This is a genomic window from Haloferax marinum, assembly GCF_009674625.1.
GTDB classification, from domain to species: domain Archaea; phylum Halobacteriota; class Halobacteria; order Halobacteriales; family Haloferacaceae; genus Haloferax; species Haloferax marinum.
On the sequence record NZ_WKJQ01000001.1, the window covers coordinates 2,815,433 to 2,837,385 of the forward strand.

General features: G+C 61.9%; 26 protein-coding genes. 18 read left to right on the forward strand and 8 right to left on the reverse strand.

The window, feature by feature from the left end; translation table 11 throughout:
- The first annotated feature begins 169 nt into the window (after nucleotides 1-169).
- Both GJR99_RS14230 and GJR99_RS14235 read left to right on the forward strand, forming a co-directional pair.
- Nucleotides 170-1,342 (forward strand): AI-2E family transporter, encoded by a 1,173-nt coding sequence (locus GJR99_RS14230; RefSeq protein ID WP_151113279.1) that lies wholly within the window; start codon nucleotides 170-172, stop codon nucleotides 1,340-1,342.
- 244 nt (nucleotides 1,343-1,586) lie between these two features.
- Nucleotides 1,587-1,736, forward strand: coding sequence for a hypothetical protein (locus GJR99_RS14235; RefSeq protein WP_154326005.1), 150 nt, complete (start codon nucleotides 1,587-1,589; stop codon nucleotides 1,734-1,736).
- A gap of 59 nt (nucleotides 1,737-1,795) precedes the next feature.
- Here the strand turns inward: GJR99_RS14235 and GJR99_RS14240 are convergent, their stop codons facing one another.
- Nucleotides 1,796-2,335 carry a DUF5817 domain-containing protein gene (locus GJR99_RS14240; protein WP_151113281.1) on the reverse strand — a complete coding sequence of 180 codons (540 nt, stop codon included), beginning with the start codon at nucleotides 2,333-2,335 and terminating at the stop codon, nucleotides 1,796-1,798.
- Nucleotides 2,336-2,437: 102 nt separating this feature from the next.
- On the opposite strand from GJR99_RS14240, the gene GJR99_RS14245 reads away from it, so the two are divergent.
- The 3 genes from GJR99_RS14245 to GJR99_RS14255 all read left to right on the forward strand — a co-directional run bounded on the left by GJR99_RS14245 (nucleotide 2,438) and on the right by GJR99_RS14255 (nucleotide 4,129).
- The gene (locus tag GJR99_RS14245) at nucleotides 2,438-2,782 is read left to right on the forward strand and encodes a cupin domain-containing protein (protein WP_151113283.1); all 345 of its coding nucleotides are present in this window, start codon (nucleotides 2,438-2,440) and stop codon (nucleotides 2,780-2,782) included.
- 193 nt (nucleotides 2,783-2,975) lie between these two features.
- Entirely contained in the window at nucleotides 2,976-3,524 is a 549-nt protein-coding gene (locus GJR99_RS14250; RefSeq protein WP_151113973.1) for a hypothetical protein, read from the forward strand.
- 194 nt (nucleotides 3,525-3,718) lie between these two features.
- Nucleotides 3,719-4,129, forward strand: a complete 411-nt coding sequence (locus GJR99_RS14255) for a hypothetical protein (RefSeq protein ID WP_394349747.1) — start codon at nucleotides 3,719-3,721, stop codon at nucleotides 4,127-4,129.
- Between the two features lie 67 nt (nucleotides 4,130-4,196).
- On the opposite strand, the gene icd is transcribed toward GJR99_RS14255, so the two are convergent.
- Nucleotides 4,197-5,450, reverse strand: coding sequence for an isocitrate dehydrogenase (NADP(+)) (icd, locus tag GJR99_RS14260; protein ID WP_151113287.1), 1,254 nt, complete (start codon nucleotides 5,448-5,450; stop codon nucleotides 4,197-4,199).
- A gap of 122 nt (nucleotides 5,451-5,572) precedes the next feature.
- Here icd and GJR99_RS14265 point away from each other — a divergent pair, with 122 nt between their 5' ends.
- From GJR99_RS14265 to GJR99_RS17515, 5 genes are all read left to right on the forward strand, one after another.
- Nucleotides 5,573-6,556, forward strand: a complete 984-nt coding sequence (locus GJR99_RS14265; protein WP_151113289.1) for an isoaspartyl peptidase/L-asparaginase — start codon at nucleotides 5,573-5,575, stop codon at nucleotides 6,554-6,556.
- Nucleotides 6,557-6,740: 184 nt separating this feature from the next.
- Entirely contained in the window at nucleotides 6,741-7,676 is a 936-nt protein-coding gene (locus tag GJR99_RS14270; RefSeq protein WP_151113291.1) for an oxidoreductase, read from the forward strand.
- Between the two features lie 83 nt (nucleotides 7,677-7,759).
- Nucleotides 7,760-8,188 carry a DUF7522 family protein gene (locus tag GJR99_RS14275; RefSeq protein WP_151113293.1) on the forward strand — a complete coding sequence of 143 codons (429 nt, stop codon included), beginning with the start codon at nucleotides 7,760-7,762 and terminating at the stop codon, nucleotides 8,186-8,188.
- Between the two features lie 89 nt (nucleotides 8,189-8,277).
- A complete protein-coding gene (locus GJR99_RS14280; RefSeq protein ID WP_151113295.1) occupies nucleotides 8,278-8,910 on the forward strand; it encodes a DsbA family oxidoreductase in 633 nt (210 codons plus the stop codon).
- 113 nt (nucleotides 8,911-9,023) lie between these two features.
- Nucleotides 9,024-9,179 carry a hypothetical protein gene (locus tag GJR99_RS17515; protein ID WP_191967136.1) on the forward strand — a complete coding sequence of 52 codons (156 nt, stop codon included), beginning with the start codon at nucleotides 9,024-9,026 and terminating at the stop codon, nucleotides 9,177-9,179.
- A gap of 23 nt (nucleotides 9,180-9,202) precedes the next feature.
- Here GJR99_RS17515 and GJR99_RS14285 read toward each other — a convergent pair whose 3' ends face one another.
- Complete coding sequence (locus GJR99_RS14285) at nucleotides 9,203-9,844, reverse strand: dienelactone hydrolase family protein (RefSeq protein WP_151113297.1); 642 nt, start codon at nucleotides 9,842-9,844, stop codon at nucleotides 9,203-9,205.
- A 167-nt stretch (nucleotides 9,845-10,011) separates the two neighbouring features.
- Here GJR99_RS14285 and GJR99_RS14290 point away from each other — a divergent pair, with 167 nt between their 5' ends.
- Genes GJR99_RS14290 through GJR99_RS14300 form a run of 3 tightly spaced genes read left to right on the forward strand, consistent with a single transcriptional unit; the run spans nucleotide 10,012 to nucleotide 12,381 of the window.
- Nucleotides 10,012-11,049 carry a thiamine pyrophosphate-dependent dehydrogenase E1 component subunit alpha gene (locus GJR99_RS14290; protein WP_151113974.1) on the forward strand — a complete coding sequence of 346 codons (1,038 nt, stop codon included), beginning with the start codon at nucleotides 10,012-10,014 and terminating at the stop codon, nucleotides 11,047-11,049.
- Nucleotides 11,049-12,089 carry an alpha-ketoacid dehydrogenase subunit beta gene (locus tag GJR99_RS14295; RefSeq protein WP_151113299.1) on the forward strand — a complete coding sequence of 347 codons (1,041 nt, stop codon included), beginning with the start codon at nucleotides 11,049-11,051 and terminating at the stop codon, nucleotides 12,087-12,089. Before GJR99_RS14290 ends, GJR99_RS14295 begins: the two co-directional genes overlap by 1 nt.
- Nucleotides 12,090-12,120: 31 nt before the next feature.
- Nucleotides 12,121-12,381, forward strand: coding sequence for a lipoyl domain-containing protein (locus GJR99_RS14300; RefSeq protein ID WP_151113301.1), 261 nt, complete (start codon nucleotides 12,121-12,123; stop codon nucleotides 12,379-12,381).
- A gap of 21 nt (nucleotides 12,382-12,402) precedes the next feature.
- Here the strand turns inward: GJR99_RS14300 and GJR99_RS14305 are convergent, their stop codons facing one another.
- From GJR99_RS14305 to GJR99_RS14315, 3 genes are all read right to left on the reverse strand, one after another.
- Entirely contained in the window at nucleotides 12,403-12,882 is a 480-nt protein-coding gene (locus tag GJR99_RS14305) for a hypothetical protein (protein ID WP_151113303.1), read from the reverse strand.
- 77 nt (nucleotides 12,883-12,959) lie between these two features.
- Nucleotides 12,960-15,239 carry a polyphosphate kinase 1 gene (gene ppk1, locus GJR99_RS14310; protein WP_151113305.1) on the reverse strand — a complete coding sequence of 760 codons (2,280 nt, stop codon included), beginning with the start codon at nucleotides 15,237-15,239 and terminating at the stop codon, nucleotides 12,960-12,962.
- Nucleotides 15,240-15,305: 66 nt separating this feature from the next.
- A complete protein-coding gene (locus tag GJR99_RS14315) occupies nucleotides 15,306-16,007 on the reverse strand; it encodes a metallophosphoesterase family protein (protein WP_151113307.1) in 702 nt (233 codons plus the stop codon).
- A 166-nt stretch (nucleotides 16,008-16,173) separates the two neighbouring features.
- On the opposite strand from GJR99_RS14315, the gene map reads away from it, so the two are divergent.
- The 3 genes from map (at nucleotide 16,174) to GJR99_RS14330 (ending at nucleotide 18,702) form a co-directional block, all read left to right on the forward strand.
- Nucleotides 16,174-17,064 (forward strand): type II methionyl aminopeptidase, encoded by an 891-nt coding sequence (gene map, locus GJR99_RS14320; protein ID WP_151113309.1) that lies wholly within the window; start codon nucleotides 16,174-16,176, stop codon nucleotides 17,062-17,064.
- Nucleotides 17,065-17,121: 57 nt separating this feature from the next.
- The gene (locus tag GJR99_RS14325; RefSeq protein WP_151113311.1) at nucleotides 17,122-17,685 is read left to right on the forward strand and encodes an HIT family protein; all 564 of its coding nucleotides are present in this window, start codon (nucleotides 17,122-17,124) and stop codon (nucleotides 17,683-17,685) included.
- Nucleotides 17,686-17,766: 81 nt separating this feature from the next.
- Complete coding sequence (locus tag GJR99_RS14330; RefSeq protein WP_151113313.1) at nucleotides 17,767-18,702, forward strand: cation diffusion facilitator family transporter; 936 nt, start codon at nucleotides 17,767-17,769, stop codon at nucleotides 18,700-18,702.
- Between the two features lie 98 nt (nucleotides 18,703-18,800).
- Here GJR99_RS14330 and GJR99_RS14335 read toward each other — a convergent pair whose 3' ends face one another.
- A complete protein-coding gene (locus tag GJR99_RS14335; RefSeq protein ID WP_151113315.1) occupies nucleotides 18,801-19,391 on the reverse strand; it encodes a S26 family signal peptidase in 591 nt (196 codons plus the stop codon).
- A 116-nt stretch (nucleotides 19,392-19,507) separates the two neighbouring features.
- Here GJR99_RS14335 and GJR99_RS14340 point away from each other — a divergent pair, with 116 nt between their 5' ends.
- Complete coding sequence (locus GJR99_RS14340; protein ID WP_151113316.1) at nucleotides 19,508-19,747, forward strand: hypothetical protein; 240 nt, start codon at nucleotides 19,508-19,510, stop codon at nucleotides 19,745-19,747.
- 52 nt (nucleotides 19,748-19,799) lie between these two features.
- Nucleotides 19,800-20,549 carry a class I SAM-dependent methyltransferase gene (locus GJR99_RS14345; RefSeq protein WP_151113318.1) on the forward strand — a complete coding sequence of 250 codons (750 nt, stop codon included), beginning with the start codon at nucleotides 19,800-19,802 and terminating at the stop codon, nucleotides 20,547-20,549.
- 88 nt (nucleotides 20,550-20,637) lie between these two features.
- Here GJR99_RS14345 and GJR99_RS14350 read toward each other — a convergent pair whose 3' ends face one another.
- A complete protein-coding gene (locus GJR99_RS14350; protein ID WP_151113320.1) occupies nucleotides 20,638-21,918 on the reverse strand; it encodes a tRNA (N(6)-L-threonylcarbamoyladenosine(37)-C(2))-methylthiotransferase in 1,281 nt (426 codons plus the stop codon).
- Nucleotides 21,919-21,953: the final 35 nt, after the last annotated feature.

Sequence of the window (21,953 nt, forward strand, 5' to 3'; positions counted from 1 at the left end):
TCGGCCGCGGGGTACTCGGCCCATCGAACGCTTAGCCCAGCATCGAATCACCTATCGTCCCCCAGTGACCGACGTGAACTCCACCGATACGCACCCGGAAATTCACCTATTTTTGAATGAATTACTCCTGTGAATAATTGTTAATCTCGTATCTATCCTACGCTATGCTATGGCAGTGAGACGTGTCGGTGAGGCCGCGGTGGGGAATCTCCGGAGTCCGCGCATCTGGTGGGGTGCCCTCGGACTCCTCTTACTCGGCGTCCTCGCGTGGGTTGGATTCCGATACCTCGGGTGGGTCGTCTTCGGACTGTTCACCTACTACGTCGGTCGGCCAATCACGCGACGACTGCTCCGGCACATTTCCTCGCGGTCGATGGTCGCGGGACTGACGCTGACGTTCATCATCGTCCCAATCTTGCTGTTCATCCTGCTGTTTCTCGGTGTCGCGACGAATCAAGCGCTCCAGATTCTCTCGTCGGACCTGACGACGGCGGTCCTCGACCGACTTCGATTACCGATCGAATCACTCCCGTCCGACCCCGTCGAACTGCTCGTCGTCGTCCTCTCGGACCCCTCGTACTCGTCACTCGTCGAGCAGTTCGGTGGGTTCGTCGGTGTGTTCGCCACGACGCTGTTCAACGTGTTCTTGACGCTCATCTTCGCGTTCTTCCTCCTCGTCGAGGACGTTCGGTTATCGCGGTGGTTCGAAGACAACATCTTCGGCGCTGACTCGCTTGCAGTCGACTACTTCCGCAGTGTCGACAAGGGTCTCACGTCGGTCTACTTCGGGTACACGCTCACCATCTTCGTCGTCATCATCCTCGCGGCCATCATCTACTCAGCGTTCAATTTCTTCGCACCACCTGGAATACGAATCCCGTACGCTATCTTGCTGGCAGTCGTCACCGGCGTGTTCACCCTCATCCCGCTCGTCGGGCGCTCTGTCGTGTACGCGTTTATCGTCGGGATACTGTCGTTAGAGGCGCTCAGCATCGACGCTCAACTCCTCTGGATTCCAGCCGTATTCTTCGTCTCGATGGTGCTCGTCTTCGACAACGTCGTCCGGACCTACATCCGTCCGTACCTTTCGGGGAAGTCGTACCACATGGCTCTCGTCATGTTCGCGTACCTCCTCGGACCGGTCCTCTTCGGTTGGTACGGCATCTTCCTCGGACCGTTGCTGATGGTGTTCACCGTCGAGTTCATCACCAAAATCATGCCACGCCTGGTGAACGATGGCTCAGACCAGATAGACGAGGCGATACCGGAAGTCGGAACCGGTGGTGGGAGCTCCGTCGAATTCGGTGACTCCCCCGACAGAGGCGAGACACCAACCGGGTGAACTCGGAGCGAGTGGTCGACTCTCGGTAGTTCGTCCGTCTGCCGTTCACTTTCAGTCCGAATTCGATATCGAGTTCCCGTCACAACCCCCACACAACTGCCCGAAGTCGTGGAATCGACTGTATGACGATTACCTTCACTTTCACTCTGCATTCGTGGCTCGATTTTAATCCAGTCTCACTGGTACGTTTACGAGCGTCCGTCTGGAGAGCACCGACGGACGTGTCCACACTCCCTTCCCCACCATGTACGCACCCACCTCCAGTACCGACCCCGAATCGGACGACGAGTACGACGAGGTCCAGCGCCTCGCAGTCGCGTTGCGACTCTTGAAGTTGACACTGGGCGTCGTCGCATCGGCGCTCACCATCGCCAAGCTACTCGGCTTCCTCTGAGGGTGCGGCCGGCCGTCTGACCGGTTCCAATGCGGGCCAATCGGGCGGCGAGCGTCGCGTCAGAGCAGACGGTACCGACCGCCCGACTCAGAGACGTCGCCACGACGGCGGAGTTTCTCGAGCAGGTCCCTGGCCTTCTCTTCGGGAACACCGCGTTCGGTGGCGGCGGCGACGACTTCGTCTTCCGTCGGTCTGTCGCCGTCGCGCACCGCATCTTTGACGACGGTCAGTCTGTCGACCGACCCAGACGAACCTGCTCGGCCGCGTTTCGCCTGCTCGCCGGCGTCGAACACTTCGTCGGCGTCGAGTCCCGACCCTTCGAGATACTCTCTGTCGTCGATGCCTGACTCCTCTGCCCGTCTGCCGAGTTCGGAGACGTGTTCTACCTTCGCGAACGCTTCGCTGTTGCCGTGTTTCTTCGCCAAGAGCGCCGCTCTCGCCTGTCGCGCTGCGTCCCGGTCTTCAGACTCGAAGAACCGCCGGAGTTTCTTCGTCTGATGTCGCCGTCCACATCGAGGACAGGTCGCCGTCTTCGACGCACGAGGGTCCGAGAGCAACCACATATTCGCACAGTCCGTACACCCGACAACCGCGTACATGCAGGTGAGTTGCTCGGCATCCGGTTTGAACGTTCGGGGGAGGTCGTCGGGTTCGAGCGCCCTCCCCGTCGGATTTATCTCGGCCGCGAGTGCCTTGTCAGCATGGACCGACGCTCCATCGACGACGTAGAACCGACCGAAGCGGCCGACGACGTGTTTCTCGCACTCCTCGCTGGCGGCGAGAAGATGAACGTCCAGCACTTCCGTATCGAACCCGGTGCGTCGGTGCCGGTCCACGACCACCCACACGAACAGGTCGGATACATCGTCGCCGGCGAGTTGACCTTCGTCGTGGGCGACGAGGGCGAAGAGATAGTCGTCGGCCCCGGCGACGCTTACTCACTCGCCGGCGGGGAACCACACGGTGCAGAGAACCGTGGCGACGAAACGGTCGTCGGAATCGACGTGTTCTCACCGCCCCGTGACAACCCGCCGTGGATGGACTGACCGTCGAATCGAACGATACTGTCACGTCTGGCAATCCCGGACGTGTCGATTTGCGGGAGAAAGCATTTATCAATAGGTTGTAATTAGACTGCTGACGGTAGTCACTAACTATGCCCTCCACCCGCGTATCTCAGCTATGGCTAGCGCACAGCCCGCCGACCGAAACCCCGCCCAGGCCCGCTCTCGTACGGCGATGAGTCGGATGTCTCTCTCACGGAACCCGTGGGTCTGGGTGTTCGTCGGCGTCTGGGCAGTGTTCGTGAGTGCACTCCACTTCGGTGGCCTCGAATACGGTATCTACACCCAGATTTGGTGGTGGGACTTGCTCACCCACTCGCTGTCTGGATTCGGTGTCGCCGGAGTCCTCTTCATCGTCTTCCCGCGGACGTTCGACGGCGCGCACGCGCCAGTCGTCGTCGCAGCAATCATCTTCGCCATCGGTGCCGGGTTCGAGGTGTACGAGTACCTCTTCAAGGATTTCTGGTACGGATGGTCGGCGGCGTACTACGCCGAAGACACCGCCACAGACCTCGTCGTCGACGTGGTCGGTGGACTCGGCTTCCTCGTCGCTATCGACGCCGTGGTCAGACTGACGGACACCCCAGCGGACGTTCCGACCGAATCTCAACCCTCGGTCACCCAAACGAACCTGCGGTCTGATGGTGGTGGCCGCTCGGGTCTCGGCGCTGGCTCGAACGACTCGGCCGACTCGAACGACCGTGACGCGTCACCCCGGCGCTGACGCCACTTCCCTCGACGAGTTCGGATTAAATTAACCGAGAACCAGTTGCTCCGACTGAATAACGTACATATCTCAGATTCCCGTTGTCCCCGTATGGGAACGCTCGGCCACCGCCTTCGAACACAGACACACGTAACCACGCTCGGCGCACTGCGCTGCTCACGCCACGAATGCTGAAGCGGGCGTGGGACCAGATGGTGGTACCGCGGTGGGAAGAACGTCCGCGAGAGATGAGCGTCGTCGTGGCGTGGGGTGGTGCCGTCACGCTCACCCACTTCACGAGCATGGCACTGTACCTCTACACACGAATCTGGTGGTGGGACCTCTTCGTCCACGCCGCCTCCGGGTTCGGTGTCGCCGCCCTGTTGTACGTCTTCAAACCGCGACTGCTCAGGTCACCTGTCGCCTTACTCGTCGTCCTCCCGATGGCCGTCGCCGCTATCGGAACGTGGTTCGAAGTGTACGAGCGACTCTTCACCGACTTCTGGGTCGAGTGGACGACGGCGTACTATCTCGAAGACACGTGGGCCGACATCGTGGCAGACACTGCTGGTGCAGTCGTCTTCGGCGTGGTTCGGCCGCTGTGGAGTCGCCTGCGAGGCTGAGTCGAGACTCGGGGCGCGAAAGAAGAGAGAAACCGGTGGGAACCGGCGTGGGTCGAATACGGCTGGCTTACGCCAATTCGTGAATGTTCTCGACGACCTTGTCGGCGTACTCGCTCGTCGCGAGTTTGTTGCCGCCTTCGATCTGGCGGTGAAGGTCGTACGTGACGTCGCCTTCGGAGATGGTCTTCTCGACAGCGTCGCGGATGAGTTGGCCGGCGTCCTTCCAGCCCATGTACTCGAACATGAGACGGCCGGAGAGAATCATCGCGGTCGGGTTGACCTTGTCCTCGCCTGCGTACTTGGGCGCAGAGCCGTGGACGGGTTCTGCGAGACAGAGCCCTTCACCGAAGTTCGCACCGGGTGCGATGCCGAGGCCACCGATCTGTGCGCCTGCGGCGTCGGACATGTAGTCGCCGTTGAGGTTCATCGTGGCGATGACGTCGTAGTCGGCGGTGCGGGTGAGAAGCTGCTGGAGCATGTTGTCGGCGATACGGTCCTTGACGACAACCTTGTCCTCGGGCTTCTCGCCGTCGTACTCTTCCCAGAGTTCGTCTTCGGTGATGGTGACGTCGCCGAACTCCTCTGCGGCGAGTTCGTAGCCCCAGTCACGGAAGGCACCCTCGGTGAACTTCATGATGTTCCCCTTGTGGACGAGAGTGACGGAGTCACGGTCGTTCTCGAGGGCGTACTCGATTGCTTCGCGGACGAGACGCTTCGTCCCGAACTCGGTGATGGGCTTGATGCCGATGCCGACCGGGCCGTCGTGGATGACGCCCGTGGCGCCCATCTCCTCTTCGACGAACTCTTTGACCTGCTGGACTTCGTCGGTACCGGCTTCCCACTCGATGCCGGCGTAGACGTCCTCGGTGTTCTCACGGAACGTGACCATATCCATCGCCGACGGGTTCTTGACGGGCGACGGGACGCCGTCGAGGTGGTAGGTCGGGCGGACGTTCGCGTACATGTCGAGCTTCTTGCGGAGCGCGACGTTCAGCGAGCGGAAGCCTGCACCGACAGGCGTCGTGAGCGGGCCTTTGATGGCGACACGGTGGTCGCGGATGGCGCTGACGGTGTCTTCGGGGAGGTTCTCGTCGTACTTGTCGCGGGCGGACGCGCCGGCGTAGACGCGCATCCAGGATACAGAGCGACCGGTTGCTTCGGCAGCAGCGTCGAGAACCTTCTGTGCGGCGGGGCCGACGTCCGTTCCGATTCCGTCACCGTGGATGATGGGGATAATCGGGTTGTCGGGGACAGAGAGCTCGCCGTCCTCGAACGTAATCTTCTCGCCGTCTTCAGGAACCTCAATCTGGTCGTAACTCATGAACAATCAGGAGTTTTCATCGCGGTGTAAAAGTCCTGCCGTTCTCCCGCTCGTTCTGCAATATTCACCGACTCTCGTCGCCTGTCGACACGTTTACCCACGCCCTCCGAGTGAACCAACGTATGCGAATTATCGTTCACGGGGGCGCCGGTGGAGCACCCGACGAACCGGAACCGAGGCAGGCAGTCCTGGACGAGGCGGCCGCAGCAGGTGTCGCAGAATCGGACCCACTGTCGGCCGTCGAATCTGCCATCAGGGTACTCGAATCCGACCGTCGATTCAACGCGGGCGTCGGCGGTGCTGTTCAGTCCGACGGTGTCGTCAGGACTGACGCAGGCACGATGACGAGTGACCGACGTGCCGGTGCCGCGTCGGGGATGGAAGGCGTCGAACACGCTGTCTCCGTCGCCCGAGCGGTCCTCGAAGAGACGCCACACGTGCTGTTGGCTGGCGACCCGGCAGTCGAGTTCGCTGCAGACGTTGGTGTCGAGACTGACGTCGACCTCTTCACCGACGAGACGCGAGCGCGATGGGAGGCCGCTGACGCCCCCGATGGGTCACCACGAGAACACCTCGACTGGCTCGCAGACCGATTCGGCGGCAGTACGAGCGACCCGACAGCAGAAGCGAGCGATGGGCACCTCTCGGCGAAGGACGCTCACCGTCCCGACCACGACGAATCCGAGGGAACCTCGGCAGGCAGTGCCCACTCGCCTCGCGATGCTCGCCTTCCCGGCCACGACACAGTGGGTGCAGTCGCAACCGACGGCGACACGTTCGCGTCGGCGACTTCGACCGGCGGGCGATGGTTCGCGCTCGCTGGCCGAGTCGGTGACGTGCCGCAAATCGGCTCTGGCTTCTATGCGTCGCCGGCCGGTGGAGCGTCGACGACGGGTGCGGGTGAGGATATCGCTCGCGTGACGCTCGCTCGACGGGCAGTCCGACATCTCGAACGTGGCTGTGACGCACAGACCGCTGCGGACCTCGCTATCGAGGAGTTCGGTGAGCTCACCGGGTCGTCTGCCGGCATCATTCTCCTGGACGACGAGGGGTTCGGGTCGGCATTCAACTCCGATGGGATGCAGACGAGTACGGCGACACGATAAGCAAGTACGGCGACACGATACGCAAGTACGGCGACACGATACGCAAGTACGGCGACACGAGACCACTCCCAGCGCGGCGGTCGTTCGTCAGTGCGTTTTTTCCACTACGCTCTCCCCAGTACGTTCTTTCTCCACTACGTTCTTCGCCAGTACGTTCTTTCTCTGTCGGGCCTATTCGACACGTATGAGCGAGTGGACTGTCGACGACGTGCCCGACCTCTCCGGAAAGACCGTCATCGTCACGGGGGCGAACAGTGGAATCGGGTTCGAGGCGACGAAAGCGTTCACGGAGAGCGGCGCTCACGTCGTCATGGCCTGTCGAAGTCTCGACCGAGGGAACGCGGCGATGGCCGAGATTCGAAGCGACGTGCCGGCGTCTTCGCTGTCGGTCGCCAAACTCGACCTCGCAGACCTCGATTCAGTCCACCGGTTTGCCGACGAGTTTGCGGCCGACTACGGGTCACTTCACGTGCTTTGTAACAACGCAGGTGTGATGGCGATACCGCGCAGAGAGACCCAACAGGGGTTCGAAACGCAGTTCGGCGTCAATCACCTCGGACATTTCGCACTGAGCGCTCGGTTGTTTCCGCTCCTCCGAGACACCCCTGGGGAGACGCGTCTCGTCTCGGTATCGAGCGGCCTCCACGAACGCGGCCGGATGAACTTCGACGACCTCCACGGTGAGCGTCGATACGACGAGTGGGACGCCTACGCGCAGAGCAAACTCGCAAACCTCCTGTTCGCGTTCGAACTCGACCGCCGACTGACCGCCTCGGGTATCGACGACGTCTCGAGTGTGGGTGCACATCCCGGCTACGCCGCCACGAATCTCCAAGTTCGAGGCCCCGAAGAAACCGGGTCGACCGTTCGACTGTTACTGAGCAAACTCGGGAACGCCATCTTCGCCCAGTCGGCGGCGAACGGCGCGCTCCCACTCCTCTACGCGTCGGTCGAGTCAGAGGTGGAAAGCGGGTCGTACGTCGGCCCACAGGGTCTCTTCGAAATGCGTGGCTATCCGGGCGTCACAGAACCGAGTGAGCGTGCCAGAGACCCAAAAGCTGCAGCGAGACTGTGGGACGTGTCCGAGGAGTTGACCGACACACGATTCCGGCTTGCGTGACTGTCTGTAGACACGGCTATTCGTAGTTCACAGGACGTCTCTCCGGCGAGATGTCCAAATACTGGCGAGTGCTATGGGAGGACATGACAACAGAAGCTATCGCAACTGACGCGTTCGCCACGGCAGTCGTCTCCTCGTGCCGAACGACGCTCGGTGACTCGCTTCGGAGCGTCGTCTACTTCACTCGTGACGATTTCGAGGTCCTCTACGTCAGGAAAGACCTCTACGACGACGACGAATCGATGCGGGCAGTGAAGGCTGACCTCGTCGAAAGCGAACGGACCGCGTTCGGCCCGCAGGAGACCTACGACCGCACCGACGGCCCCACTGGCACCGGCCCCGGTTTCGGTGAGTACGAATTTACCCTCCGCGTGTTCTCCGACGGGTTCGTCGGCCGTGTCGTCGGTGGCGACCACGGCGTCATCGTGACCACCGACGAACTCGAACTCACCGAGTTCGAGGAGATGGAAGTCGCAATTCGACGGATGCTCGAAGACGAATCGGCCGAATAGGTCGCTCTCCCAGCAGCGGTCGACGCTTGCTCACCCGCGATGCACAGCCAAGCAACTCGTTTTTGTAACCCCAAACAATACGAGTGTGTATGACCGACTCAGCGGCCGACAGCATCACCGTCTACTCGGATTACGTCTGTCCGTTCTGTTATCTCGGGCGTGAGTCCCTCGAGCGGTATCAGGACTCGCGCGACGAGGAACTCGCAATCGACTGGCACCCGTTCGACCTGCGAAGTCAGAAGCGTCGCCCGGACGGAACCATCGACTTCTCCGTCGACGACGGCAAAGACGACGACTACTACGACCAGGCGAAACAGGGTGTTCGACGCCTGCAGGACCGATACGACGTCGAGATGGAACAGGAGATAGCGACCGACGTCGACTCGCTTCCAGCACAGGTGGCGTCGTACTACGTGAAACAGCACTACGACAACGAGACGTGGCTGACGTTCGACGTCTCCATCTTCGAGGCACTCTGGCAGGACGGTGCCGATATCGGCGACGAGGACCTCCTCGTCGAACTCGCCGAAGACGCCGGACTCGACGGTGACGAGATTCGCTCTGCCCTCGACGACGACGGCCTCTTCGAAGAGGTTCGCGAGCAGTTCGCCGAAGCACAGCGACACGGTGTCACCGGCGTCCCGACGTTCGCCTACGAGGGGTACGCTGCCCGCGGTGCGGTTCCACCGGAGCAGTTAGAACGACTCGTCGAAGGTGAGTGAGCACACGGTGAGAGAGGCGGGATTTTCGATAGACACCTCCCCCACGGGTCTGTGCTCGGGGCGGTCAGTGGAGCGCTGGCTAGGTTAATCGTGTTAGCTGACGTACCTGTAGTATGGCCAACCGACACCACCGTTGCAACCTGTGTGGAAAGGACTTCGATGCAGGTGACCAACTGAAAGACCACGTGAAACGACGCCACCCAAAAGACGACGTACGATGGTGGGTCGTCGTCGAAGACCCGACGAAAGACCTCAAATTCTCTCGCTGAGTGAGTCGGACGAGTCTCCCGACTCACGCGAGGTGTGTCTCGAACCAATCGGCGGCGAGTTCGGCCACCTGCTCCAGTTCGCTGGGGTCTTCGAAGAGGTGACCGGCGCCGGGAATCACCTCCAGTGATTTCTCGCAGTCGAGTCGTTCGTACGACGAGCGGTTGAGTCCGAGTACGGGTTCGTCTGCCCCACCGACGATGAAAAGCGTAGGTGCGGTGACGTCCGCCAGTCGTTCGTCTGCGAGGTCGACGCGTCCACCGCGAGAGACGACCGCGTCCGTCTCCTCACCGAGTTCGGCCGCAGCGAGCAGTGCCGCCGCGGCGCCCGTACTCGACCCGAAGTACCCAATCTTCAGGGCTCGCGTCTCGTCTCGACTGCGTATCCACTCCGTCGCGGCGAGGAGTCGTTCGACCAACAGCGGGATGTCGAACCGCGTCTCGTACGTCTCGTCTTCTCGTTCGGTCAAGAGGTCGAACAGAAGCGTTCCGACTCCTCGCTTCCGGATGACCTCCGCGACGTAGTTGTTCCGTGGACTCTTCCGACTGCTTCCACTGCCGTGTGCGAAGACGACGAGGCCGGTGGCCCCCTCCGGAATTCCGAGGTCTCCGTCGAGTTCGACGCCATCAGCAGGTATCGTAACTGGCGTGAGTGTCGTGTCAACCATACGGACAGATATGTCGTGTGGTACCTTATTTCTGTACGCTCACAGCACTGTCAGTGCCGAAATCGACGTTTCAGCCGGGGCGACGTTCGGATTTTACACAATTAATATTAATAGTTCATGTCGTGTAGTCTCAGAAGCACATGGTGAGTGTTAACGAACTACGTACGATGTACGAGCAGATGGTGACTGCTCGGTATTACGAAGAACGACTCCAAGAAGAGTATCTGGTCGGGAAACAACCGGCGTTCGACATCTCGGCGGGACCGATACCGGGTGAACTTCACCTCGCCGCTGGACACGAATCTTCGGGTGCTGGTGTCTGTATCCACCTCCGAGACGACGACACGGTGACGGCGCCACACCGGCCACACCACATCGCCATCGCGAAAGGGGTGGACCTGAAGAAGATGACCGCCGAAATCTTCGGCCGAAAGACGGGGCTCTCCAAAGGGAAAGGCGGTCACATGCACCTGTTCGACCCGGACGTCAACTTCGCGTGTTCGGGCATCATCGCGCAAGGCTGCCCGCCGGCGGTCGGTGCGGCGATGGCCGCGAAGAAACGACACACGGACTCCGTGGCCGTCGCGTTCCTCGGTGATGGCGCGATCAACCAGGGTGGGTTCTTCGAGTCGCTCAACCTCGCCAGCGTCCAGAACCTGCCCGTCGTCTTCGTCATCGAAGACAACGACTGGGCGATTAGCATGCCGAAACACCGCGTGACCGACGTGACAGACGGCTCACAGCGTGCCGACGGGTTCACCATGCCGGGAGAACGAGTCGATTCAGACGACGCTGTCGCCGTCTACGAGGCGGCGGGGCGAGCAATCGCACGCGCTCGTGATGGCAACGGACCGACGCTCCTCGAAGTGCAAGTTCACCGCCGGATGGGTCACTTCATGGGCGACGCCGAAGCGTACCGACCGGAGTCGGATATCAGTCACTCCAAGCGACGTGACTCTATCGAACGCCTCGCCGAGGACCTGCGGGCACACGGTGTCGAGGACGACGAGATAGACGAGATTCGCGAGCGGGCACACGAACGCGTGGACGAAGCCATCGCGTGGGCCAAAGAACAGCCCGAGCCGGACCCGTCGGAGGCGTACGAAGACGTCTTTACGAATCCGCCAGCGCAGGCGACGACCGATGGAGGGTACTCAGACAGCGGAAGCACGTCGGACGCAGCAGCCGACGGAGGTGAGCAATAATGGCGACTGAATCACGAGACGTTACGCAAGCGACAGAGACGGACCGAGAACTGACGATGAGCAGAGCGATGGTCGAAGCCATCGCGTGGGAGATGCGGGAGAACGACGAGGTGTTCTACATGGGCGAAGACGTCGCCGAATACGGCGGCATCTTCTCCAGTACGACCGGCCTCTTAGACGAGTTCGGCCCCGACCGAATCATGGACGTTCCCATCAGCGAGACTGCCTTCCTCGGTGCTGCGGTCGGCGCGGCACAAGCCGGGATGCGCCCGATTGCCGAACTGATGTTCGTCGATTTCTTCGGCGTCGCGATGGACCAAATCTACAACAACATGGCGAAGAACACCTACATGAGCGGTGGGTCGTTTTCCGTCCCGATGGTGCTGACGACCGCTGTCGGCGGCACCTACAACGACGCTGGGCAACACTCCCAGACGCTCTACGGGACCTTCGCTCACCTCCCAGGGATGAAAGTCGTCGTCCCGAGTACGGCCTACGACGCCAAGGGCCTGATGCACAGCGCCATCCGCGACGACGACCCGGTGGTGTACATGTTCCACAAACGCCTCATGGGTCTCGGATGGATGCCGTCTCCATCCGGCCCGAAGACGCCCGTTCCGGAGGAAGATTACACGATTCCGTTCGGTGAGGCAGACATCAAACGTCACGGCAACGACGTGACCGTCGTCACGCTCGGACTGCACGTCCACCGCGCGCTCGACGCGGCGAGTCAACTCGAAGACGACGGCATCGACGCGGAAGTCATCGACCTTCGGACGCTCGTCCCCCTCGACACCGAGACGATTCTCGACTCGGTTCGGAAGACTGGGAAACTGCTCGTCGTGGACGAAGATTACCAGTCGTTCGGCGTGACGGGTGAAATCATCGCTCGTGCGGCAGAAGGCGCGCTCGACGACCTCTCGGAGGTCAAGCGGCTGGCCATCCCGGACGTGCCGATTCCCTACGCTCGCCCGCTGGAAAACGAGGTCAACCCGAGTACGGATAAAATCGCGGCGGCCATCCGCGAACTCCACGAATGACGGGGACACCGAACTCATACGGAGGCCGTCGGTGACCGAAGACGTCGACGTCGACTCGGCGGCCATCTGGCCCGCCGACGCCGAGGACGTAGACGAAGGCTACCTCGCCAACTGGTTCGTCCGCGAAGGCTCTGCGGTCGACGAAGGTGAGACCATCGGCGAGATGCAAGTCGAGAAGGTGAGTATCGACGTGACCGCACCGACGAACGGGACGGTCACCGAACTCGTCGTCGCAGAAGGTGGCGAGTTCACCCGCGGCGACGTCGTCGCTCGGATTCGACCGAGCGCGTAACCGGTCGCTTCGACCCGTGGTTCAACACGGCGACACCTCGTCGCCGCTGGTGCGCCGCACACTCGTGTTATTCATGAGATAGAACGCTTCCGAGACGAGGTCTGCTTCTTCGCCTTCTTTGCTGTACCAATATGGGTGGGTGACGTCCACGACGACCCCGTCTGCAGAACGCTCGACGACGGTGGCCTCTCTGCTCGCCGTCGACGGTGTCGTCCCCCAACTGAGGAGACACGAGGCGTTCTGCAGTCGTGAGTCGAGGTACGCCTCCTCGGCGGCGAGTGCGCGGGCTTCGGCGTCCTCGTCCGTGACCTCGGCGAAGGGTATCTCGGTCTGGGACGCTGGAGTCGTCGTCTGGTCTTCGGTCGTCTCGGAGTGAGTCGTGTTGGTCGATTCACTCTCAGTCTCTGGCGCTTCGCGGAGACATCCGGCAAGTCCAACTCCGGAGACGAGGGTGGCACCGACACGCGTGAGCAGACTCCTTCGGGAGTGAGTGGAGGGCATAGAACCGTCTGTGTAGAGCCGCGCAATATGTCTTCGGTCTAACTAGTCTGGCGGACGAACCGAACTCGGCAGACCCGTCACGACTCGTGTTGGTCGTCTCTCGCTCGTTCGGTCTCTGCTATCGCCCGGTCCATCAGCACGCGGTGTGCTTCTCTCACCTCGCCATCGTCTGGTGGGTGACACTGTTCGTAACGCCCTTCGGAGTCCATCTCCCAGCGCCGACGGTTGTCAGAGAGCAGTGCGTCGAGAACGGCTTCGAGTTCGACCCGCAGCGACGGGTCGACGACGGGTGCGATGGCTTCGACCCGGCGGTCGAGGTTCCGCGTCATCCAGTCGGCAGACCCGACGTAGTACTCGGGGTCGCCGTCGTTGTGGAAGTAGAAGATACGCGAGTGTTCGAGGAACCGCCCGACGACGCTCGACACCGAGATAGTATCTGAGATACCGTCGATTCCCGGTCGGAGACGGCAGATACCGCGGACCACGAGGTCGATATCGACGCCGGCCATCGACGCCTCGTAGAGCTCGCGGACCATCTTCGGGTCTTCGAGTGCGTTCATCTTGGCGACGATTCGGGCGTCCCGTCCCGCTCGGGCGTTGTCTGCCTCGCGCCGGACGAGTCGAGTCATCTCTTCGCGGAGGTTGGTCGGTGCGACCAGCAGTTTACGGTAGGTGTCGTGCCGCGAGTGACCGGTGAAGAAGTTGAACAGGCGCACCAGGTCGTGGCCGATGTCGGGGTCGGCGGTGAACAACCCGAGGTCGGTGTAGAGTTTGGCTGTCTGTGAGTGGTAGTTACCCGTCGAGACGTGAGAGTAGAGTTGGACGCCGTCGCCTTCCTCGCGGACGACGAGTGCCGTCTTCGTGTGCGTCTTCAGGCCGATGGTCCCGTAGGCGACGTGGATACCCTCTTCTTCGAGTCGGCGGACCCACCGGAGATTGTTCTCCTCGTCGAATCGGGCCTTGAGTTCGACCATCACGGCGACCTGTGTCCCGTTCTTCGCCGCCTCGATGAGCGTCTCGATGACCTCCGAATCGGGTGCAGTCCGGTAGATAGTCGCCTTGATGGCGAGGACGTTGGGGTCGTTCGCTGCTGCTTGGAGGAACGTCCCAACCGTCCCGGTAAACGAGTGATACGGGTGGTGGACGAGGACGTCTTTTCGGGCGATTTCGGCAAAGAGCGTGTCCGGGTCGTCTACCGAGAGACTGGCAAATCGCGGGTGCGGTTGGGGGTGCCACGGTTCGACCTCCAGTTCGGGGCGGTCGAGGTCGAACAGGGCCGTCACCCCCGTGAAGTCCATCGGAATCTCCCGTTCGAACAGTTCTCTGTCGTCGAGGTCGAGTTGCTCGACGAGGAGGTCTCGGACCGCAGTTGGGGTATCTGCTTCCACTTCGAGTCTGACGACAGTCGCGAAGCGACGCTGTCGGAGGACGTCTTCTATCATCGCGATGAGGCCCTCGGCGACCTCCTCGTTCCGCCGGACCTCGGCGTTTCGCGTCACCCTGAACAGCGACGTGTCGACGATTTCGACGTTCGGAAACAGCAAGTCGAGATTGTGTTCGATGATGCGTGCCAGCGGGACGAACCGTTTGGTCCCGTCGGCGTCGCTGGACGACTCGGAGTCGATTCGCGCATCGGTGTCGCCGCCGGCGTGTGCACCGACACTGACGAGTTGTGGTCTGTTCCCCGGAACTTTCACGCGGGAGAACTTCGTCGGTTCGTCGTCGTGTTCTCTCGTGAGGACGGCGAGCGACAGCGAGAGGTTCGAGATGAACGGAAACGGGTGTGCCGGGTCGAACGTGAGCGGTGTGAGCGTCGGAAGGACCGCGGCCTCGAAGTAGTCTCGGAGCGCGGCCTGTTCGTCCGACGAGAGCGTCTCGTAGGCGACGATTTCGATACCGACATCTGCGAGGGCAGGGCGGACGAGTTCTTCGAAACAGGCGGTCTGTTGGTCCAACAGGTCGCGAGCGCGTTCTAAGACGAGTCGCCACTGTTCGTGTGGTGTCCGGCCGTCGGGCGACAGTTCCGTCACGTCGGCGGCAATCTGCTGTTTCAACCCACCGACGCGTTTCATGAAGAACTCGTCGAGGTTGTTGGTGAGAATCGAGAGGAACTTCACCCGTTCGAACAGTGGGTTTCGCTCGTCGAACGCCTCGTTGAGTACGCGTTCGTGGAACGAGAGTTCGCTGAGTTCACGGTTGAGATACAGCGTCGCGTCCGAGAGGTCCACGTCGTCTGTGGCCGGTGGCGTGTCCACGAGGTCGCTGACTCGAACGGGTGCTGTCGTCGGGCGCTGGCTACCGGTCAGCCCCCCGTTGGGTTCGTATCTGTCTCCACCGTGGGCCTCGTCTTCGGACATCGATCGAGAGAATATGGTACCGCAGTGAACTTTACTTCGACGCCTGTCCGGGACGCCTCGTCGGCGTCACGCGAGTGCCGGTTGTCGTGGTTCGACGATTTTCGAGTCTTTGCGCGACTCGTGGGTCACCTCGACGTCGACAGAGACGAGTTCGTCGGCGTGGAGGTCGTAGGCGGTGAGTGCGCCGCCGTAGACTGCGCCAGTGTCGAGTCCCATCGCGTATCTGTAGATGGCGGGGTGGGCCATGACGGTGTGGCCGAAGAAGACTCGGTCGGGGCCGTCGTACTGTTCGAACCAGAACGGACCGTCGTAACTGTCGCCGGGGTTCATCGCACGGGTGTTTTCGAGCGCCTCGACGTCGTGTTCTTCGAGCGGGACGTCGGGGTGGACGCCGCCGTGGACGACGAGCGCGCCCTCCCACGAAATTGCGACCGGGAGGCTCTCTATCCACGCCAGGTCGTCGTCGGTGAGCGCGTCGATCTCTTTCGTGCCGCGGATGAGTTTCTCTTCGTTGTTGCCGCGGACGGTGAGGAAGTTGTCACGTTCGCGGACGAAGTCCACCACGCCCTTGCTGTCGGGGCCTTTCCGGACGAGGTCGCCGACGAAGACCACCAGGTCGTCGTCGGAGGGGTCGATGCGGTCGACGAGACGTTCGAGTGCGGGCAGACACCCGTGGACGTCGCCGACGACGTACACGCCGTCCCACTCGTTGATGTTGACTCGCAGGTGCTGGTCTGCGACGTCGGGGTGGAAAGTTGGCACAGGCATTGAACTCTCTCTGTCTCAAGACTCGGCAGTTAAGAAAGAGTTACTAGTTCCAGAACATTGTGCTATATAGTCACGGCCAAGACACTCGTGCACGCAGAAAAGAGCGCGGTGACGTCACGCCACTCGTCCCGCAATCGCTTTCCGGCGGGACCCCGAATCCGGGGACATGAGCATCGGACCCCTCGACGACGAGACGGTCGAAAAGTATCGAGAGGCAGGAACGGTCCTCCAGACGGTGTTAGACGAATCGGCCGAGATGGTCGAACCCGGCGTCACGCACCTCGAAGTGGCCGAATACGCAGAGGAACGCATTCGAGAACTCGCAGACGGGTGTGCGTTCCCGGTCAACATCAGCGTCAACGAAGAGGCGTCACACGCGAGTCCCGGACGCGACGACGACACCGTCTTCGGCGAGGACATGGTCTGTCTGGACATCGGCGTCCACGTCGACGGCTACATCGCCGACTCGGCGGTGACCGTCGACCTCTCGGGCAACGACGAACTCGTCGAATCCGCCGAAGAGGCGCTCGACGCTGCCCTCGACATGGTCGAAGCGGGCGCACACACCGGGAAAATCGGTGCCGAAATCGAAGACGTGATTCGTGGCTACGGCTACACGCCGGTTCTCAACCTCTCGGGCCACGGCGTCGAACAGTGGGACGCCCACACCGACCCGACGATTCCGAACCGTGGTGCCGACCGCGGCGTCGAACTCGAAGTCGGTGACGTCATCGCAATCGAACCGTTCGCCACCGACGGCTCCGGCAAAGTCACCGAAGGGTCGAAAAACGAGATTTACAGCCTCGTCCACGACCGGTCGGTCCGCGACCGGATGTCGCGTAAACTCCTCGACGAGGTCCGCGAGAAGTACAAACTGCTCCCCTTCGCCGCCCGCTGGTTCGAAGGCGGTCGCTCGGAGATGGCCATTCGCCGACTCGAACAACAGGGCGTCCTGCGTGGCTACCCCGTCCTGAAGGAAGAAGAAGGTGCGATGGTCGGCCAAGCAGAAGACACCGTCATCGTCACCGAAGACGGCTACGAGAACATCACCCGGTGAGGCAACCGGGGGTCAGAAACCGAAACTGCTTGCATCCCCCCGTTCGTTACCCCAGATATGGACCAACTGTTCGCCCCGTGGCGTATCGACTGGGTGACGCGGGACGACGACCAAGACGGTGACGAAGAGCGGCCCGACGACTACTGTCCGTTCTGTGCGCTTCCCGAACGCGACGCCGACGCCGAGAGCAACATCGTCGCTCGCTCCGAACACTCGTTCGTCCTCCTCAACAACTATCCGTACGCCCCCGGCCACGTGATGGTCATTCCGTACCACCACACCGGCGACTTCGCCGACCTCTCGGACGAAGAACTCCTCGACCACGCCCGACTGAAGTCGCGGACGCTCGACGCGCTCGACGCCGCATTCGACCCCGACGGGTTCAACGCTGGCGAGAACCTCGGTGGGTCGGCCGCTGGCGGGTCTATCGACGACCACCTCCACACGCACGTCGTCCCGCGGTGGAACGGCGATACGAACTTCATGCCGGTCGTCTCGGATACGAAAGTCATCGTGCAGGCACTCGACGACTCGTACGACCACCTCCACGACGCCTTCAGTGAGCTCGATGGGGCCGTCACCGACGGTGACGACTCGGCGGTTTTCTTCGAATTAGACTGACTCAAAAACTCTTGTGAGTGCCGTCTAAACGGCTGCTATCACCCGAAGCGCATTTCAACCCCACTCCCGAAAGCCAGGGTAATGGAACGGAAACAGGCTATCCGTCGGGTCGGCCTCGTCGTCCTCCTGGCGAACGTCTTGCTCGTCCTCGGGAAGGGGGCGGTGTGGTGGACGACGGGTAGTCTGGCAGTGGGGTCCGAAGCGGTGAACAGTCTCGCTGACGCCATCTACAGCACCATCATCCTCGCCGGACTCTATCTGACGACGAAACCGCCGGACTTCGAACACCCGCACGGTCACGAGCGAATCGAACCGTTCGTCTCGCTGTTCGTCGCCGTCGGTGTGTTCGCAGCAGGTGGCGCGATTCTCTGGCAGAGTACCAATAGCATCCTCGCTGGCACGTACGGCGGGACGGCGGGAACGCTCGGTGTCGTCATCCTCGTCGCCGCTGGCGTGTTCAAATACCTCCTCTATCGCTACTGCTACGGCGTCGGCCGCGAGCGAAACTCACCGGCGCTCGTCGCCGCCGGACTCGACAACCGAAACGACATCCTCACCGCGGGAGCGGCACTCGTCGGCGTCCTCGGTGCACAGTACGGCTATCCGATTTTAGACCCACTCGCCGCGATGTTCGTCTCGTTCGGCATCGTCTACACGGGATACGAAATCGTCCGCGACAACGTCAACTACCTCGTCGGTGCCGCCCCACCAGAGTATCTGCGCGAACTCATCGTCCAGCGTGCGCTCTCGCACCCGGACGTTCAGGGCGCTCACGACGTCGTCGCCCACTACGTCGGCCCGGAAATCGACGTGAGCCTCCACATCGAAGTCGAAGGCGACATGACGCTCCACGAGGCCCACGACATCGAGACGTGGGTCGTACAGGCGATTCGCGACATCGACGAAGTCGACGACGTGTTCGTCCACATCGACCCGAAGGAACTCGGAGAGTGGAAAGACGGTCCAGAAGACGAACGATACACTCCGTACACACCGGACGGGAGTGGAGAGGAGTAGCGGTCTCGGCCGGGCTCGGTTGAACGCGGTGGGCTCGGTTGAACGCGGTGGGCTCGGTTGAACGCGGCGGGCTCGGTTGAACGCGGCGGGCTCGGCGTTCAGAGTCGCTTTTGCAGTTCGAGGCGCAGGTTTCCGAGATACGGCACGTGGAACTGTGCTTTCGCCTCGACCCACTCGGGTTTGACGGGTTGGGCGATACCGCTCGCCTGGTCGTAGTAGCCGTTGTTGTCACCGCGAGTGATGTACCCCGCGTGTGGTGCAGGGCAGTTCAGTAACTCGTCACAGGAGTCGGCACCGCGGACGTACGACTCGTTTGCCTCGTCGTACCAGTTCTCGCCCGCATCGACGTAGAACACCGCACGGTGGATAATCGGCGACCCGTGTCTCGACGGGGGCGCATACACGATGACGTCGCCTTGGCCACCGATTCGACTGTATCGCTCGCTCGCGGTCACCGTCACGATACCGTGTTCGTCAGCGGCCGCCCCAGCGAACCGCGACTCGTCGGAGACGACCACGAGGTCACCGCGTTCGAGGTGCGGTTCCATACTCTGGCTTTCGACGGCGACCATCGGCGGCCAGACGCCCGTGGCGGCGAAGAGAACAGCACCGAGGAGAATCACACCGAGAAGCGTACGTAGCACGTCTCCGGCGACGAGACGCGAGAGGGGAGGGCTATCGGAGGACACACAGGATACTGACCGAGGAGTGATACCAATCTGTCGGTGAGCGCCTGGAGAGTGTCGCGGACGTCGTCGCGATTCTTCGGGACAACCGTTATCGTGTGAGCGAGACGAATCAGATTATGGATGAGTATACGGCCGTGTTCGAAATCGATTCGAAGACAGACGCCTACGCCATCGAACGACTGATGGACCGGCTGTACGATTCGCTCCGCGAGGAGTCACGGACGCTCGTCGAGGGGGCGAGCAATTCGACGGCGGTGTTAGAACAGTTCGAGAGTATTCGTGACGCCGCACGACGGCCAACGCCCGGTAAATTGACCGTGATATACGAGTCTCGAGACGAGGAATTCGATGGGTGACGCCACTTCGGACCGCGCGAAGGTTTAAGACCGATTCCGCCGCAGACCGCCCATGGAACCGGACGACACCATCGACTACTACGACGCGTGGGCCACCGTCTACGACGCGGAGTCGGCACCGACCGAAGACGTGTCGTACTACGTGGACCGGGCCACGGACGTCGATGGCCGTGTCCTCGAAGTCGGGTGCGGGACGGGCCGAATCTATCTCGAACTCCTACGCGAGGGTGTCGACGCCGACGGAATCGACCTCTCGACGGGGATGCTCGACCAACTCCGAGCGAACGCTGCCGAGGAGGGACTCGACCCCGACGTGTGGCACGCCGACATGAGAGCGTTCAGCGTGGACGACCCGTACGAACTCGTCATCGTCCCGTTTCGAGCGTTTCTGCACACCCTCACTATCGACGACCAGCTCGCGGCCCTCCGCTCACTGCTCGACGCGACTGCTGACGACGGCGAGTTGGTGCTGAACTTCTACGCACCGGACTGTGAGTTCGTCGTCGAGAACTACGGAACCGAAGAAGTCGAATCGGTCGAAATCGACGGCCAGCAGTACCGAGTGCTGCACCGCGCCGACTTCGAAGACGACGTCGAAGGAATCGTGAAAGGTGAGAAGGTGCTGTTCGACGAGAACGACGACGTCGTGGTCGCGGAGTCGTACCGTCTCAAATCGGTGACGAAACGAGAGTTCGAACTCCTGTTGCGACTCGTCGGTGCGTCGTCGTGGGAGGTCACCAACTTCGATGGCGACCCACCGCAGTCGGCAGAAGACGAACTCGTGTGGACGGTGCGACCGTAACGGGTGCCGTCAGAGGGTCGTTTCAGACCGTTGCGAGTGCCGTCAGAGGGTCGTTTCAGACCGTTGCGAGTGACGCCGAGATGTCGCTTCAGGCAGCCTTCGGTTCGACCGTCGTCTCGACCGGTTCGCCGAAGGCGTAGACGGTCTGGTGAGCGGTGACGGTGACGCGAGCGAAGTCGCCGGGTTCGAGGCCGTGTTCGGAGGCGTTCTGGACGATAATCTGCCGGTAGGCCTCGTCGCGGCACTTCACGGAGTCGCCAGTGCCTTCCTCGACGACGAGGACGTCGTGTTCGGTGCCGACCATCTCCTCGTAGGCGGCGGCGACGATGTCCATCTTGGCTTCGGACATCTCCTTCGACCGCTCTTTCTTGATGGTTCCACCGAGGCCCTTCAGGTCGGCGGCGTCGGTGCCGGGACGCTTCGAGAAGCGGGTGACGTTGATTTTCTCGGGGCGAATCTCGCGGAGGAGGTCCATCGACTTGGCGTGGTCGTCGTCGGTTTCGGTGGGATAGCCGACGATGAAGTCCGTCGAGAGCGTCCAGTACCCGAGCGTCTGGTCGAACGTCTCGACGATGTCGCGGAACTTGTCGACGCGGTGCTGTCGCCGCATGTGTTCGAGCACCTCGTCGGACCCCGACTGCACGGGCGCGTGGATGAAGTTGTAGAGTTTGTCGTGCGTGGCGAACACCTCGGCGAGTTCGTCGCGGATGCCGTGGACGCCGCCGGGATTGGCCATCCCGACGCGGACGCGGAAGTCGCCCTCGATTTCGGAGCAGATGCGGTCCAGCAGTTCGGGAAGCTTTCGGTCGCCCTTGTCCCACCCGTAGACACCGGTGTCTTGGCCGGTGATTCGGAGTTCTTTCGCACCGGCGTGGACGAGCGCACGGGCTTTCTCGACGTTCTCCTCGACAGACGGGGAGTCGACGCGACCGGTGGCGAACTTCGTGATGCAGTACGAGCAGTTCGACATACACCCGCGAGCGATGGGGAGGATGCCGACGACGCCGTCCAAGACGGGTTCGACACCCGGTCCGGGGGTCGGGCACTCACCGTTCGTGACGGCCGTCGGCACGTCGTCCCAGTGGAGAATCTGGGCGTCGATGCCTTCCTCGCGGAAGTCGGTGCCTTGCGCGAGCGCCATACACCCGGTGATGATGAGGTCCGCCGTCTCCTGTTCGAGTTCTTTGGCCCGGCGGAGCATGTTTCGCTCCGTCTTCTCCACGACCGTACAGGTGTTCATGATGGCGACGTCGGCCTCCTCGGGTCCGTCGACGCGGTAGTGGCCGGCGTCGCGGAGCGCACTCTCGATAGCACGGCTCTCGCCGCGATTCGAGGTACAGCCATACGTCTCGATGTGGTATCGGGCCATTCGGTTACTCCAGATATCGGGTGCGCGGCCAAAAA

What these genes read in the sequence shown, in the direction of transcription:
- GJR99_RS14230 (WP_151113279.1), top strand. Translation starts at nt 170, where the DNA reads ATGGCAGTGAGACGTGTCGGTGAGGCCGCGGTGGGGAATCTCCGGAGT.
- GJR99_RS14235 (WP_154326005.1), top strand. Translation starts at nt 1,587, where the DNA reads ATGTACGCACCCACCTCCAGTACCGACCCCGAATCGGACGACGAGTAC.
- GJR99_RS14240 (WP_151113281.1), bottom strand. Translation starts at nt 2,335, where the DNA reads ATGTACGCGGTTGTCGGGTGTACGGACTGTGCGAATATGTGGTTGCTC.
- GJR99_RS14245 (WP_151113283.1), top strand. Translation starts at nt 2,438, where the DNA reads ATGGACCGACGCTCCATCGACGACGTAGAACCGACCGAAGCGGCCGAC.
- GJR99_RS14250 (WP_151113973.1), top strand. Translation starts at nt 2,976, where the DNA reads ATGAGTCGGATGTCTCTCTCACGGAACCCGTGGGTCTGGGTGTTCGTC.
- GJR99_RS14255 (WP_394349747.1), top strand. Translation starts at nt 3,719, where the DNA reads ATGGTGGTACCGCGGTGGGAAGAACGTCCGCGAGAGATGAGCGTCGTC.
- icd (WP_151113287.1), bottom strand. Translation starts at nt 5,450, where the DNA reads ATGAGTTACGACCAGATTGAGGTTCCTGAAGACGGCGAGAAGATTACG.
- GJR99_RS14265 (WP_151113289.1), top strand. Translation starts at nt 5,573, where the DNA reads ATGCGAATTATCGTTCACGGGGGCGCCGGTGGAGCACCCGACGAACCG.
- GJR99_RS14270 (WP_151113291.1), top strand. Translation starts at nt 6,741, where the DNA reads ATGAGCGAGTGGACTGTCGACGACGTGCCCGACCTCTCCGGAAAGACC.
- GJR99_RS14275 (WP_151113293.1), top strand. Translation starts at nt 7,760, where the DNA reads ATGACAACAGAAGCTATCGCAACTGACGCGTTCGCCACGGCAGTCGTC.
- GJR99_RS14280 (WP_151113295.1), top strand. Translation starts at nt 8,278, where the DNA reads ATGACCGACTCAGCGGCCGACAGCATCACCGTCTACTCGGATTACGTC.
- GJR99_RS17515 (WP_191967136.1), top strand. Translation starts at nt 9,024, where the DNA reads ATGGCCAACCGACACCACCGTTGCAACCTGTGTGGAAAGGACTTCGAT.
- GJR99_RS14285 (WP_151113297.1), bottom strand. Translation starts at nt 9,844, where the DNA reads ATGGTTGACACGACACTCACGCCAGTTACGATACCTGCTGATGGCGTC.
- GJR99_RS14290 (WP_151113974.1), top strand. Translation starts at nt 10,012, where the DNA reads ATGTACGAGCAGATGGTGACTGCTCGGTATTACGAAGAACGACTCCAA.
- GJR99_RS14295 (WP_151113299.1), top strand. Translation starts at nt 11,049, where the DNA reads ATGGCGACTGAATCACGAGACGTTACGCAAGCGACAGAGACGGACCGA.
- GJR99_RS14305 (WP_151113303.1), bottom strand. Translation starts at nt 12,882, where the DNA reads ATGCCCTCCACTCACTCCCGAAGGAGTCTGCTCACGCGTGTCGGTGCC.
- ppk1 (WP_151113305.1), bottom strand. Translation starts at nt 15,239, where the DNA reads ATGTCCGAAGACGAGGCCCACGGTGGAGACAGATACGAACCCAACGGG.
- GJR99_RS14315 (WP_151113307.1), bottom strand. Translation starts at nt 16,007, where the DNA reads ATGCCTGTGCCAACTTTCCACCCCGACGTCGCAGACCAGCACCTGCGA.
- map (WP_151113309.1), top strand. Translation starts at nt 16,174, where the DNA reads ATGAGCATCGGACCCCTCGACGACGAGACGGTCGAAAAGTATCGAGAG.
- GJR99_RS14325 (WP_151113311.1), top strand. Translation starts at nt 17,122, where the DNA reads ATGGACCAACTGTTCGCCCCGTGGCGTATCGACTGGGTGACGCGGGAC.
- GJR99_RS14330 (WP_151113313.1), top strand. Translation starts at nt 17,767, where the DNA reads ATGGAACGGAAACAGGCTATCCGTCGGGTCGGCCTCGTCGTCCTCCTG.
- GJR99_RS14340 (WP_151113316.1), top strand. Translation starts at nt 19,508, where the DNA reads ATGGATGAGTATACGGCCGTGTTCGAAATCGATTCGAAGACAGACGCC.
- GJR99_RS14345 (WP_151113318.1), top strand. Translation starts at nt 19,800, where the DNA reads ATGGAACCGGACGACACCATCGACTACTACGACGCGTGGGCCACCGTC.
- GJR99_RS14350 (WP_151113320.1), bottom strand. Translation starts at nt 21,918, where the DNA reads ATGGCCCGATACCACATCGAGACGTATGGCTGTACCTCGAATCGCGGC.